Annotated in this window: 12 protein-coding genes; 9 read left to right on the top strand and 3 right to left on the bottom strand. The window is 69.5% G+C overall.

Annotation, left to right across the window (positions count from 1 at the left end):
- The first annotated feature begins 92 nt into the window (after positions 1-92).
- The 8 genes from pepN to MRBLWH3_RS13225 all read left to right on the top strand — a co-directional run bounded on the left by pepN (position 93) and on the right by MRBLWH3_RS13225 (position 9,855).
- Positions 93-2,639: an aminopeptidase N gene (pepN, locus tag MRBLWH3_RS13190; RefSeq protein ID WP_363435501.1), complete on the top strand. Its 2,547-nt coding sequence runs from the start codon at positions 93-95 to the stop codon at positions 2,637-2,639.
- Between the two features lie 136 nt (positions 2,640-2,775).
- Complete coding sequence (locus tag MRBLWH3_RS13195; protein ID WP_363432671.1) at positions 2,776-3,687, top strand: ABC transporter ATP-binding protein; 912 nt, start codon at positions 2,776-2,778, stop codon at positions 3,685-3,687.
- A complete protein-coding gene (locus tag MRBLWH3_RS13200; RefSeq protein ID WP_363432674.1) occupies positions 3,684-4,493 on the top strand; it encodes an ABC transporter permease subunit in 810 nt (269 codons plus the stop codon). Before MRBLWH3_RS13195 ends, MRBLWH3_RS13200 begins: the two co-directional genes overlap by 4 nt.
- A gap of 10 nt (positions 4,494-4,503) precedes the next feature.
- The gene (locus MRBLWH3_RS13205) at positions 4,504-5,805 is read left to right on the top strand and encodes a sensor histidine kinase (RefSeq protein WP_363432676.1); all 1,302 of its coding nucleotides are present in this window, start codon (positions 4,504-4,506) and stop codon (positions 5,803-5,805) included.
- A complete protein-coding gene (locus MRBLWH3_RS13210; RefSeq protein ID WP_363432678.1) occupies positions 5,802-6,515 on the top strand; it encodes a response regulator transcription factor in 714 nt (237 codons plus the stop codon). The genes MRBLWH3_RS13205 and MRBLWH3_RS13210 overlap by 4 nt, the downstream gene beginning before the upstream one ends.
- Positions 6,516-6,561: 46 nt before the next feature.
- Complete coding sequence (locus MRBLWH3_RS13215) at positions 6,562-7,674, top strand: mechanosensitive ion channel family protein (protein ID WP_363432681.1); 1,113 nt, start codon at positions 6,562-6,564, stop codon at positions 7,672-7,674.
- On the top strand, positions 7,671-8,153 hold the full coding sequence (locus tag MRBLWH3_RS13220; protein ID WP_363432684.1) for a globin: 483 nt from the start codon (positions 7,671-7,673) through the stop codon (positions 8,151-8,153). The genes MRBLWH3_RS13215 and MRBLWH3_RS13220 overlap by 4 nt, the downstream gene beginning before the upstream one ends.
- A 43-nt stretch (positions 8,154-8,196) precedes the next feature.
- Positions 8,197-9,855 carry an FAD-binding dehydrogenase gene (locus MRBLWH3_RS13225; RefSeq protein WP_363432686.1) on the top strand — a complete coding sequence of 553 codons (1,659 nt, stop codon included), beginning with the start codon at positions 8,197-8,199 and terminating at the stop codon, positions 9,853-9,855.
- Positions 9,856-9,894: 39 nt separating this feature from the next.
- Here the strand turns inward: MRBLWH3_RS13225 and MRBLWH3_RS13230 are convergent, their stop codons facing one another.
- Entirely contained in the window at positions 9,895-10,572 is a 678-nt protein-coding gene (locus tag MRBLWH3_RS13230) for a hypothetical protein (protein WP_363432688.1), read from the bottom strand.
- A 113-nt stretch (positions 10,573-10,685) separates the two neighbouring features.
- Between MRBLWH3_RS13230 and MRBLWH3_RS13235 the strand changes: the two genes are divergently transcribed.
- Entirely contained in the window at positions 10,686-11,546 is an 861-nt protein-coding gene (locus MRBLWH3_RS13235; RefSeq protein WP_363435504.1) for an acyl-CoA thioesterase, read from the top strand.
- A 19-nt stretch (positions 11,547-11,565) separates the two neighbouring features.
- On the opposite strand, the gene MRBLWH3_RS13240 is transcribed toward MRBLWH3_RS13235, so the two are convergent.
- On the bottom strand, positions 11,566-12,090 hold the full coding sequence (locus tag MRBLWH3_RS13240) for an acyl-CoA thioesterase (RefSeq protein WP_363432691.1): 525 nt from the start codon (positions 12,088-12,090) through the stop codon (positions 11,566-11,568).
- Positions 12,083-13,762 (bottom strand): energy-dependent translational throttle protein EttA, encoded by a 1,680-nt coding sequence (ettA, locus tag MRBLWH3_RS13245; RefSeq protein WP_363432693.1) that lies wholly within the window; start codon positions 13,760-13,762, stop codon positions 12,083-12,085. The genes MRBLWH3_RS13240 and ettA overlap by 8 nt, the downstream gene beginning before the upstream one ends.
- Positions 13,763-13,824: the final 62 nt, after the last annotated feature.

The raw sequence follows: 13,824 nt of genomic DNA on the forward strand, positions 1-13,824 counted from the left end.
GCCAGCAGCGCTGGTGGCGGCCGCCGGATCGAACGCTCGCGCGACGAGCCGATCGACCACCTCCGTCATCCTCACCCATGGGAGCCACAGCAGTGCCTGGAGAGAACCTCACCCGCATCGAGGCGCAGGAGCGCCGCGCGATCGTCGACACGCAGTCGTACGAAGTCGCTCTCGACGTGACGAAGGGCGCCGAGGTCTTCGGATCCCGCTCCGTCGTCCGCTTCACCGCGACGCCCGGTGCCTCGACGTTCATCGACCTGATCGCGCGCGAGGTGCGCGAGATCACGCTCAACGGCCGCTCGATCGACCCCGCGACGGTGTTCGCGGACTCGCGCATCGCGCTGGACGACCTGGCCGCCGACAACGAGCTCGTGATCGACGCGGACTGCCTGTACACGAACACGGGCGAGGGCCTGCACCGTTTCGTCGACCCTGTCGACGGAGAGGTGTACCTCTACTCGCAGTTCGAGGTGCCCGACTCGCGCCGCGTCTTCGCGGTGTTCGAGCAGCCCGACCTGAAGGCCACGTTCGCCTTCACGGTCACGGCGCCCGAGCCGTGGAAGGTCGTCTCGAACTCCCCCACCCCCGAGCCGAAGAAGCACGGTGACGGCACCGCGACCTGGCGCTTCGAGCCCACGCCGCGCATCTCGTCGTACATCACGGCCCTCATCGCAGGACCCTACGAGGCGACGTTCTCGGAGCTGACCAGCGCGTCGGGCCGGGTCATTCCGCTCGGGGTCTACGGCCGCAAGAGCCTCTGGCAGTTCCTCGACGCCGACTACATCTTCGACAAGACGCGCCAGGGCTTCACGTACTTCGAGGAGAAGTTCGACTACGCCTACCCGTTCGCCAAGTACGACCAGCTCTTCGTGCCGGAATTCAACGCGGGTGCGATGGAGAACGCGGGCGCGGTCACCTTCACCGAGACGTACGTCTTCCGCTCGAAGGTGACGGATGCCGTCAAGGAGCGCCGCGTCGTCACGATCCTGCACGAGCTCGCCCACATGTGGTTCGGTGACCTCGTCACGATGAAGTGGTGGAACGACCTGTGGCTCAACGAGTCGTTCGCCGAGTGGGCGTCGACGATCGCCACCGCCGAGGCCACCGAGTGGACCGAGGCGTGGACCACGTTCAACGCGATGGAGAAGACCTGGGCGTACCGCCAGGACCAGCTCCCCTCGACACACCCCGTCGTCGCGCAGATCAACGACCTCGAGGACGTCCAGGTCAACTTCGACGGCATCACGTACGCCAAGGGCGGCTCGGTGCTCAAGCAGCTCGCCGCGTGGGTCGGCATCGAGGCGTTCTTCGCTGGCGTCGCCGCCTACTTCAAGAAGCACGAGTGGTCGAACACCGAGCTTTCGGACCTGCTCACCGAGCTCGAGGTCACCAGCGGCCGTGAGCTGTCGACGTGGTCGAAGAAGTGGCTCGAGACGGCGGGCGTGAACACCCTGTCGCCCGAGATCGTGACGGATGTCGACGGCGCCATCACGCGCTTCGCGATCGTGCAGACGGCGCCCGCCGACTACCCCACGATCCGGCCGCACCGCCTCGGCGTCGGCTTCTACGACCTCGACGGCGGTGTGCTCGTACGCGTGCACCACGTCGAGCTCGACGTGGACGGCGACCTCACCGAGGTGCCCGAGCTGAAGGGTCTGAAGCGTCCCGCTCTCGTGCTCCTGAACGACGAAGACCTCGCGTACGCGAAGATCCGCCTCGACGACCGGTCGCTCGAGACGGCCATCGACCACCTGGGCAAGATCAGCGACCCGCTCGCCCGTTCGCTGGTCTGGGGTGCCGCGTGGGACCAGACGCGCGATGCCGAGGCATCCGCTTCCGACTACGTGGATCTGGTTCTGCGCAACATCGGCGCCGAGACGGAGTCGACCACGGTCCGCACGACCCTCGCGCAGTTGCAGCTCGCGGCGAACTCGTACGTCGCGCCCGAGAAGCGCGACGTCACCCGCGCGAAGGTCGCCGAAGCGCTGTGGGACCTCGCGCAGGAGGCTGAGGCCGGAAGCGACAGCCAGCTGCAGTTCGTCACCGCGTTCGCCTCGGCCGCATCGACCCCCGGCCAGTGGGAGAAGGTCCGTCAGGTCCGCGATGGCGAGGTCACCTTCAAGGGGCTGGCGATCGACACCGACCTGTCGTGGCAGCTGCTGGTGTCGCTCGCCGCGGGCGGCGTCGTCACGGCGGCCGACATCGACGAGGCCCTCGACGCCGACAACACCGCCAAGGGCGGCGAGTTCGCGGCGCAGGCCAAGGCGGCACTGCCGTCGGTCGAGGCGAAGGCTGCCGCGTGGTCGTCGCTCGTCGACAGCGATGACCAGCCGAACACCATCGTCCGCGCTGCGGCGCTCGGGTTCGTGCACCCGGCGGGCCGCGACCTCCTCGGCGGCTTCGTCGCGCGCTACTTCGAGTCGCTGCTGCCCATCTGGGACTCGCGCACCTACCAGATCGCGCAGTACCTCATCGTCGGCCTCTACCCCGCTCCGCTCGCCGACGTCGCGCTCCGCGACGCCACGCGCGCGTGGCTCGAGGCGAACGCCGATGCGGCTCCGGCCCTGCGCCGCCTGGTCGCCGAGAACCTCGCCGGCGTCGAGCGCGCGCTCTCCGTGCAGGACCGCGACGCTCAGTGATCGGCCGCGACGGATGCCTCGACCCGGCCAGGGTCGAGGCATCCGTCGTTTCCGGCACCGTGGTACCACTCGGTCGCCCGTGTTTCATCCCGAAGGCTGACGCGCTCGGGCGCAGCTGACTCATAGCGTGGTGGGCATGATCGTTGCAGAACAGCTCACGAAGCGCTTCGGAGACAGAACAGCGGTGTCCGATGTGTCGTTCACCGTACAGGCGGGGAAGGTCACCGGGTTCCTCGGCCCGAACGGAGCCGGCAAGTCGACCACGATGCGGATGATCGTCGGCCTCGACCGGCCCACGTCCGGCACCGTGACCGTCGCGGGTCAGAATTATGCGCGCCTGCGCTCACCGCTGACCGAGGTCGGCGTGCTGCTCGACGCCAAGGCGGTGCACACCGGCCGCTCGGCGCGCGCCCACCTTCGGGCGATGGCGGCGACGCACGGGATCGGCCGCGCCCGCGTCGACGAGGTGATCGAGCTCACCGGCATCCAGTCGGTCGCTGGCAAGCGGGCGGGCAAGTTCTCGCTCGGAATGGGTCAGCGGCTCGGCATCGCCGCTGCGCTGCTCGGAGACCCGCGCACCCTCATCCTCGACGAGCCGGTGAACGGTCTCGACCCCGAAGGCGTGAGGTGGGTGCGCCAGTTCGTGCGGCACCTCGCGGCGGAGGGGCGCACCGTGCTCCTCTCCAGCCATCTCATGAGCGAGATGGCGCAGACCGCCGATCACGTGATCGTCCTCGGTCGTGGTGAGGTGCTCGCGGATGCCGAGCTGTCGGAGCTCGTCCAGGCCTGGACCACCAACAACGTCATGGTGCGCTCGCCCCGCGTGGCTGAGCTCGTCGCCGCCCTCGCGGGGCCCGATGTCACCGTCACCGCGTCGGCACCCGGCGTCGCCGAGATCTCCGGCGTCACCGCCGCATCCATCGGAGATCTGGCCGCCTCGCTCGGCATCGCCGTCCACGAGCTCACCTCTCGCACCGGATCGCTGGAAGACGCCTACCTCGCCCTCACCGGCGACGCCGTCGAGTACACCTCGAAGGAGATCGCATGACCGCCCTCGCCCCCGCCACGCGTGCCGACGCAGGCGCCCGCCCCGCCTCGCCGCACCGGCTGAGCTTCGTCCATCTGCTGCACAGCGAATGGATCAAGGTCACGACGCTGCGTTCGACGTGGTGGTCGCTCGGGATCACCGCCCTGCTTTCCATCGGCATCTCGATGATGATCGCCTCTGCCTCCGCCCAGTTCGGTGGCGGCTTTCCCGCGGTCAGCGCGATCCTCTCGCCCACGCAGTTCACGATGCTCGTCGCCGGCATTCTCGGCGCGATCGTCATCACCGGCGAGTACTCGACGGGGATGATCCGCTCCACGCTCACCGCCGAGCCGCGTCGCGGTGCCGTCGTGGCCGCGAAGGCGGTCGTCGTCGGCGTGCTGATCGCGGTGACGACAGTGGTGATCTATGCCGTGGCGATCGCGGCGACCGCCCCCTTGGTCGCCGAGGGGATCGACTGGTCGGCGCCGGACGAGTCGATCGTGCCGCTCGCGCTGGGCGTTCTCTCGATGGTGGTCTTCACCCTCATCGGCCTCGGGTTCGGGTTCATCCTGCGCAACGGCGCCGGAGCGATCGCGGTGACCGTGGGCGTGCTGTTCGTGCTGCCGATCGTGTTCAGCCTGTTCGCGATGTTCGGTGAGAGCTGGAGCTGGATCGCCGACCTCGCAGAGTACCTCCCGATGAACGCCGCGGCCGAGGTGACTGCCCCCGGCGCCGAGGACCTCGCCGTCCCGCTGCTGACGCTGGCGGCCTGGGGCCTCGTCCCCCTCGTCGGCGGCTGGGCGGTGCTGCGCGGCCGCGACGCGTAGAGTCGACCGAATGCCGCGATCCGCCAGCCAGGTCGTCGTCGGCGCCGCCCCCGGCGCCGACGACGGCCTCCTGCTGCCTCGCCCTCCGGGCGTCTTCCGGCGCTTCTGGGCCCGGCATCCGCGGTTCGCCGACGTGATCGTCACCGTCGTCGCGTTCCTGCTGTCGGTGCCCACTGCGGCGATCCGCTCCGAATACCCCGTGCCCCCGACGGGGGCGCAGACCGTGTTCGCGATCGTCGTCGTGACCGGCGCGTGCGTCGCCCTGCTGTTCCGGCGCTCTCGGCCGCTGCTCGTCTTCGCCGTGGCCGCCCTGCCCTTGGTGATCCTGCCGCCGAGCCTGGTCCCGGTATCCCATGTCCTTCCCGCCTTCGGGATCTACGCGGTCGCCGTCTATCGATCGGTGCGGTCGTGCTGGATCGCGTTCGCCTCGGTGACCGCCCTGATGGCCGTTTACACGCTCATCGCCGGATTCGCGGACCCCGCGACGTGGAGCTACCTCCTCACCTCGCTGGTATCGGCGACGATCGCCCTGCTGATCGGCGCCCTGATCGGGATCAACGTCGGCAACCGCCGCCGGTATCTGGAAGCGCTCATCGACCGCTCGCGGCAACTGCTGGTCGAACGGGACCAGCAGGCGCGCCTGGGCGCCGCGGCCGAGCGGACGCGCATCGCGCGCGAGATGCACGACATCGTCTCGCACAACCTGACCGTCGTCGTCGCCCTCGCGGAGGGGGCGACCGCGACATCCGACATCACGCGCGCCCGCGCTGCCACCGAGCAGATCGCCGCCACGGCTCGGGGTGCGCTGACCGAGATGCGCGCGATGCTCGGGGTGCTGCGCGACCCCGATCTCTCCCCCGACGCGCCGCTCGCGCCGATAGAGTCGGCGTCCGTCGCCGATGCGGTCGAATCCGCCCAGCGGGCGGGGTTCCCCGTCGTGCTGCAGGTGGAGGGTCGCCTCGACGGCTTGCCGGCGGAAGTGCGGTTCGCGGTGGCGCGCATCGTGCAGGAGTCGCTCACCAACGCGATGCGGCACGCACCGCTCGCGGCCGCGATCGAGGTGCGGATCACCGCTCGGGCAGACACCGTCGACCTCACCATCGTCAACGACGGGGTGCGACCGCGCACGGATGCTGCGGACCCGCCGGCGCGCGCCGGGTTCGGTCTTCCCGGACTCCGCGAGCGCGCGGCGCACGTGGGAGGGACGCTGGAGGCCGGAGCGGTCGACGGCAGGCGGTGGGCGGTGCAGGCCTCGCTGCCCCTGCCGGCGCACGCGAGTGCGACGACCGCAGTGGAGGAGAACGGACCATGACCACCCCCATCCGCGTCCTCCTGGTCGACGATCAGGAGCTGATCCGGCTCGGTTTCCGCCTCGTGCTCGAGGCGGAGCCGGACGTCGCCGTCGTGGGCGAAGCGGCCGACGGCGACGAGGCGGTGCGCGCCGCCGCCGCGCACGCCCCCGACATCGTGCTGATGGACATACGGATGCCGCGTACCGACGGCATTGCCGCCACCCGATCGATCGTCGCCGCTCACCCGCAGACGCGCGTGCTCGCCCTGACCACGTTCGACCTCGACGAGTACGCGCTGGGCGCCCTCGATGCCGGCGCGAGCGGGTTCCTCCTGAAGGATGCGCAGCGCTCCGAGCTGACCGCCGCGATCCGCGCGGTGCATCGCGGCGACGCGGTGCTGGCGCCCTCGGTCACACGGCGACTCATCGACAGGCTCCATGCGGCGCCCCGGGCGGCGGCACCGCATGCCTCATCCGCGGACGACCCGACGACGGAACTCACCGAACGCGAGAAGGACGTCTTCATCGCGATCGCCCAGGGGATGAACAACGCCGAGATCGCGCGCCACCTGTTCCTGAGCGAATCCACCGTGAAGACGCATGTCGGCCGGGTGCTGGCCAAGATCAGGGCACGCGACCGCGTGCACGCGGTGATCCTCGCCCACCGGCACCGACTCGTGGATGCGTCTGCGCCCCTGCCTTCCGCTGGTGACGAGTCACCCACACCCTGAGCGCCGCCCAGGCTGAGCGCAGCTGGACGTCGTTAGGATCGTGACGATGATCCGCGTGCCCGTCCAATCCACTCCCGCCCCGGAAGCCCCCGACCTCACCGACGTCGAGCTCTGGCGGGATGTCGGCGAGTTCTTCGTCAAGGCAGGCTGGAACCTCCTGTCGGTGGCCGGCATCATCGTCGGCGCGGTGCTCGTCGTGTGGATCCTGCGCTTCGTCATCCACCGCGTCGTCGGGCGCATCGTCAACGGAGCCAAGAACAAAGCGAACGTCGACGACACCCAGGCGCTCGAGAGGTCGCCTCTGGCGTCGGTGCGGCTCGTCCAGCGCACGCGCACCCTCGGGTCGATCCTCAGCAACATCGTCAACGTGACCGTCGTGATCATCGCTCTGCTGCTGATCATCAACGTGCTGGCGCCGACCGCGCTCGGCTCGCTCACGCTCCTGACCGCCGCCATCGGCGCAGGCCTCGGCTTCGGTGCGCAGAACATCGTGAAGGACGTGCTCAACGGCATCTTCATCGTCGCCGAGGACCAGGTGGGGATCGGCGACGTGGTCGACCTCGGCCTGGCGACCGGCATCGTCGAGTATGTGAGCGTCCGCGTCACGCACGTGCGCGACGTCAACGGCACCCTCTGGTACGTGCGCAACGGCGAGATCCTGCGCATCGGCAACCTGTCGCAGGGCTGGTCGCGAGTCATCCTCGACCTCTCGGTGGCGACCGACTCCGACATCAGCGAGGTCGAGAGGGTGATGCTCGACACCGCGAAGGCGCTCGCGAAGGATCCGAAGTGGCGCACACGCATCCTCGAGCAGCCCGAGGTGTGGGGCCTCGAGTCGATCTCGGGAGATGCGCTCGTGATCCGTCTGGTCATGAAGACGCGCGCGAACGCCAAGGACGACGTCGCCCGCGAGCTGCGAATGCGCCTCAAGCACGCCATCGACGAGATGGGGATCACGCTCCCAGCCCTCGCCGCGGTCATGCCGAGCGGGCTCGAGGGTGCCCAGCGCGTGCGCGGTGCCAACCCGCCGAAGACGAAGCCCACGCCTGTCGCCTCCGCGCCCGAGCGCGCGGTGTGGAAGCCGAAGCGAACCCCCAAGAAACCGTCGGCAGCGCCTGCGGGCGACGAATCCGGCACGACCACCGGAGGAACTCCATGACCGACCCGGCCAGCCCGCTGAGCTTCTTCGACGAGGTCGGCGGTCACGACACGTTCGTGCGGCTCGTCGACGTGTTCTACCGCGGCGTCGCCGCCGACGAGGTGCTGAAGCCCATGTATCCCGAGGAGGACCTGGGACCCGCGAGAGAGCGCCTCACGCTGTTCCTCGAGCAGTACTGGGGCGGTCCGACGACGTACAGCCAGGAGCGGGGCCACCCCCGGCTGCGCATGCGGCACGCGGCGTTCCACGTCGACCCCGACGCGCGCGACCGGTGGCTCGGGCACATGCGCGTCGCTGTGGACGAGCTCCACCTCCCGCCGCTCCACGAGGCGACGCTCTGGGATTACCTCCAGCGCGCCGCGTATGCCATGGTGAATACCTTCGAGCCCGCGGGCATCGGACCCGCCGCAGGCCCCCGGGCTGCAGCATCCCTCCCCATCACGGCGGCACCGCCGGCCGACCCCGACCCCGCCCGCTGAGTCAGCCGACACGGTTCCACCCGCCGCCGACGAAGGAGTCGACATGCCCTCCCACCACACCGACATCCTCGTCATCGGATGGGGGCTCGCGGGCCTCGTCGCCACCGCGGAGGCGGTCGCCGCGGGCAAGCGCGTGACGATCGTCGACCAGGAGCCGCGGTCGAACCTCGGTGGGCAGGCGTGGTGGTCGTTCGGCGGGCTGTTCTTCATCGATTCGCCCGAGCAGCGCCGGCTGGGCATCCGGGATTCGCTCGAGCTGGCGCGACAGGACTGGTTCGGCAACGCGGGATTCGACCGTGACGAAGACCTCTGGCCGCGGAGGTGGGCCGAGGCCTACCTGCAGTTCGCGCACGAGGAGAAGCGGGCATGGCTGCGCGAGAAGGGCGTCGGCTTCTTCCCGATCGTCGGCTGGGCGGAGCGCGGCGGGTACACCGCGACCGGACCGGGTAACTCGGTGCCGCGCTTCCACATCACATGGGGAACCGGCCCGGGGATCGTCGCACCGTTCCAGGCCGCGGTGGAGGACGGTGAAGCCAACGGGCGCGTGACGATCCTGCCCCGTCACCGGGTCACGTCGCTCACCGTCGACCGCGGTGTCGTCACGGGCGCGGCCGGCGACGTCCTGGCGCCCTCCGGAGCCGCACGCGGCGTCGCGAGCTCGCGGGAGGCGGTCGACACGTTCACCGTCACCGCAGCCGCGACGATCGTGTCGTCGGGGGGAATCGGCGGCAACCATGACCTCGTGCGTCAGTGGTGGCCGGAGCGCCTCGGCACTCCCCCGGCAACGATGGTGACGGGCGTGCCCGCCTACGTGGACGGGTCGATGCAGCCGGTGTCGGCGGCGGCCGGTGCCCGGCTGATCAATGGCGACCGCATGTGGCACTACGTCGAGGGGATCCAGAACTGGGATCCGATCTGGCCGGATCACGGCATCCGCATCCTCCCCGGTCCCTCGTCGGTGTGGCTCGACGCGACCGGCAGCCGGCTGCCGGTGCCCCTGTTCCCCGGCTTCGACACGCTCGGCACGCTCGCGCACCTGCGGGCGACCGGCCACGACCACTCCTGGTTCGTGCTGTCGCAGAAGATCATCGAGAAGGAGTTCACGCTCTCGGGCAGTGAGCAGAACCCCGACCTCACCGGGAAGGACATCACGCTCCTCGCGAAGTCTCGCCTGGGCAAGGGCGCCGCCGGTCCCGTGCAGGCCTTCATGGATCGCGGCGCCGACTTCGTCGTGCGCGACAGCCTCGACGACCTGATCGCGGGCATGCAGGCGCTGCCCGGCGGCGACGTTCTCGACGCCGACCGGGTGCGGTTCGAGGTCGAGTCCCGCGACCGGGAGATCGACAACGACTTCACCAAGGACGCTCAGATCGCCATGCTGCGCTCAGCGCGCGCGTTCCGCGGCGATCGGCTCATCCGCACTGCGAGCCCGCACCGGATCCTCGACCCGAAGTCGGGTCCGCTCATCGCCGTGAAGCTGCGCGTGCTCACCCGAAAGTCCCTCGGTGGCATCGAGACCGACCTGTCAGGACGCGCGCTCGGCGCCGGGGGCGAGCCCGTAGCGGGACTGTACGCCGCGGGCGAAGCGAGCGGTTTCGGCGGTGGTGGCGTCCACGGCTATCGCGCACTCGAGGGAACGTTCGTGGGCGGATGCCTCTTCTCGGGACGGATCGCCGGGCGCGCGGCGGCCACGGCCGTTTAGGACGGGTTCGTTCATCGTCCGCTCGATCCGGCCGCCGACTCAGTTCGCCGGTGATCCCGTGCGCCGGACGGGCGTGAGGCCGGTCGCCACCGGACCGCGAACCAGAACGTGCCCTCGGGACAGGCTGACACGGGTCCACGGCCCGCTCGCGAACACCCGGGCGGTCTCGCTGCCGCTGATGAAGCCGAGGCTCAGTGCCGCGAACGCGACGCCGAGCGGGAGGCCTCCCAGCTCTTCGTCGGGCGCGCCCCACACCGCGGCGCGGACCGTGCGCACCACGTCCTCACCGGCATCTGTCGGCACCGCGTCGGCGACGCGGGCGATCCCGCCCTGCGCCTTGGCCGCGAGGGTCGACGCCTCCAGGCCGGGCCGTGCATCCCAGCCGCTGCGCGGCGGGGTGATCCCGGCCCACGCGGGCGACAGGGCGGTCTCGGGGAGCATGAGAGCTCGCGGATCGTCGGTCGTGGCGGACAGAGCGGATGCCTCGACCACGAGGTCGCACACGAGCTCAGGGTCTGCGCCGAGCGAGCGGAGCGCGAGGACGGTCGGCGTCGGATCACCGAAGCCACGCGGCGCCAGCGGGGCGGCGGTCATGGCCAGGACCCCGCCCGACGCCTGCAGCCGGACGCCCTCGACGGTGAAGCGCGCTGCCCTACCCGCGAAGGTGAGGGCGTCGGCGGCGGACTCGGGATCGGCGAGCAAGAGGCGCGGTGACATCGCCCTCTAAGCTACCAAGCGGACCTACGGGCGGCCGCCGCCCCGGGAGAGGAGCACCCGTGGATGCCGAGCCGAACGCCGAGACGGCGCCGGAGAAGGACCCGGTCGCGTCGATGCTGTCGGTCATCGATCTGAGCGCGTCCGACGCGCGCACCACGGAAGACATCTTCACCGGCAGATCGCAGTCGATGCCGCTCGGTCGCGTGTACGGCGGGCAGGTGCTCGCGCAGTCGATCGTCGCGGCGTCGCGCACGATCCCGGAGGAGCGGATCGTGCACTCGATGCACGGCTACTTCCTGCGTCCGGGCGACTCTGCGAAGGGCATCACCTTCTCCGTCGATCGCATCCACGACGGACGCTCGTTCTCGACCCGGCGCACGCAGGCGTTCCAGGAAGGCGTCCCGATCTTCTCGATGATCGCGTCGTTCCAAGACGAGGACCCTGGACTGGACCATCAGGCGGTCATGCCCGAAGGGGTTCCTGCGCCGGAGGACCTTCCCGACATCGAGGCGCACCTCGGGGGCCTCCACCCGATGTCGAAGCGGCTCTTCACCGACCGGCCGGTGGATCTGCGGCACATACCATCGCCCATCTACCTCACCGCCGACGCCGAGAAGGCACCGCACCAGGCGGTTTGGATGCGCGCGCGCCGACCGATCCCGGACGACGCAGCGGTCCACCGGGCCGCGCTCGCATACCTCAGCGACCTGACGATCCAGGAGTCCATCCTCCGAGCCCACGGCGTCTCATGGGCGACGCCTGGACTGAAGGTCGCGAGCCTCGACCACGCGATGTGGTGGCATCGCTTCGGACGCGTCGACGAATGGATGCTGTACGTCCAGGAATCACCGAGCGCCCGCGGTGGCCGCGGCCTCGCGTCAGGGCGGATCTATGCCGCAGACGGGACGCTGATGGCCAGTGTGGCGCAGGAGATCATGATCCGCGTCCCCGGTGCAGGCGACGACGCCGGCTGAATGGCGCCGGTGGGCGGGTTCAGCGACGGTGGGCGTAGTCGATCGGCTCGCCGACGTAGGGCGCCCACGCCGCGCGCTCCTCGCTGGTGAGTCTAAGCGGACGACCGGTCTCGGCGTCGACCTTCACGATCACGGTGGTGGCGCGTGCGTACAGGGTTCGCCCCCCTGCCGCAGACTCGACCGGGCTGTACACCTCGTAGCAGACTTCGATGCTCGACCCGCCCAGTTTCCCGAACCACATCTGCACATCGAGCGGATGCCGCTGGTACGGCACCGGGGCCAGGTATTCGATCTCCTGACGGGCGATGAGCGTCAACATCCCGCTGAAGATGCTCGAGTCGAGCACTGCCGTGGCCGGCGCATCCTCGCCGGGCTCGGGCAGCCAGAACGCCCGGACGCGCGCCTCTTCGAGGAGCTTGAGCATCGACGTGTTGTTGACGTGGTTGAACGCGTCGAGGTCTCCCCATCTCAGGTGGATGGGAATGTGCAGGCGGCGGTCGCCTTCCGCGGCTGCTGCGACCGCCCCGTCGCCCGTCTCAGTCACGCGTGAGCTTGCGGTACGCGGTGCGGTGCGGACGCGCCGCCTCCGCTCCGAGGCGTTCGATCTTGTTCGCCTCGTACGCCTCGAAGTTGCCCTCGAACCAGTACCACCGGTCGGGGTTCTCGTCGGTGCCCTCATACGCGAGGATGTGGGTCGCGATTCGATCGAGGAACCAGCGGTCGTGCGTGATGACCACCGCGCAGCCGGGGAACTCGAGCAGCGCGTTCTCCAGCGACTGGAGCGTCTCGACATCGAGGTCGTTGGTGGGCTCGTCGAGGAGCAGCAGGTTGCCGCCCTCCTTGAGCGTCAGCGCGAGGTTGAGGCGATTGCGCTCACCACCGGAGAGCACGCCGGCCTTCTTCTGCTGGTCCGGTCCCTTGAAACCGAACTTCGACACGTACGCGCGCGAGGGGATCTCGGTCTTGCCGACCGTGATGATGTCGAGCCCGTCCGAGACGACCTCCCACAGGCTCTTCTGCGGGTCGATGCTCGCGCGCGACTGGTCGACGTAGCTGATCTTGACCGTCTCGCCGATCTTGAGGTCACCGCCATCGAGGGACTCGAGGCCGACGATGGTCTTGAAGAGCGTGGTCTTGCCGACACCGTTCGGGCCGATCACGCCGACGATGCCGTTCGGCGGGAGCGTGAAGCTCAGCCCGTCGATCAGCGACCGGCCGTCGAAGCCCTTCTGCAGCTTCTTCGCCTCGATCACGACGCTGCCCAGGCGCGGACCCGGCGGGATCGTGATCTCCTCGAAGTCGAGTTTGCGGGTCCGGTCGGCCTCGGCCGCCATCTCCTCGTAGCGGGCGAGTCGAGCCTTGGACTTGGCCTGGCGCCCCTTCTGGTTCGAGCGGACCCAGTCCAGCTCCTCGGCGAGGCGCTTGGCGAGCTTGGCGTCCTTCTTGCCCTGGATCGCCAGACGCTCCGCCTTCTTCTCGAGGTAGGTCGAGTAGTTGCCCTCATATCCGATGAGGCGGCCGCGGTCGACCTCGGCGATCCACTCGGCCACGTTGTCGAGGAAGTACCGGTCGTGCGTGATGGCGATCACCGCGCCGGGGTACTTCTGCAGGTGCTGCTCGAGCCAGAGCACGCTCTCTGCGTCGAGGTGGTTGGTGGGCTCGTCGAGGAGCAGCAGGTCGGGCTTCTGCAGCAGGAGCTTGGTGAGGGCGACGCGGCGCTTCTCACCACCCGAGAGCGGCCCGATCTGCGCGTCGCCCTGCGGAGTGCGCAGAGCGTCCATCGCCTGCTCCAGCTGGGAGTCGAGGTCCCACGCGTCGGCGGCGTCGATCTCCTCCTGGAGGACGCCCATCTCCGCGAGCAGCGCGTCGAAGTCGGCGTCGGGGTCGGCCATGAGGCCGGAGATCTCGTTGAACCGGTCGACCTTGGCCTTGATGGCGATGCCGTCCTGGATGTTCTCGAGAACCGTCTTGGTCTCGTCGAGCTCCGGCTCCTGCATGAGGATTCCGACGGTGAAGCCCGGGCTGAGCTTCGCCTCGCCGTTCGAAGGGGTGTCGAGACCGGCCATGATCTTGAGGATCGTCGACTTTCCGGCGCCGTTCGGGCCCACCATGCCGATCTTCGCGCCAGGGAGGAACGCCATCGTGACGTCGTCGAGGATCAGTTTCTCGCCGACGGCCTTACGGGCTCGGACCATCGAGTAGATGTACTCAGCCATGCGGGTTTCTGCTCTCCTTGGACTTCAGACGTCAGCGTCCCAGCCTACCGGGCGGCGCGGCG

The organism is Microbacterium sp. LWH3-1.2 (assembly GCF_040675855.1).
GTDB lineage: Bacteria > Actinomycetota > Actinomycetes > Actinomycetales > Microbacteriaceae > Microbacterium.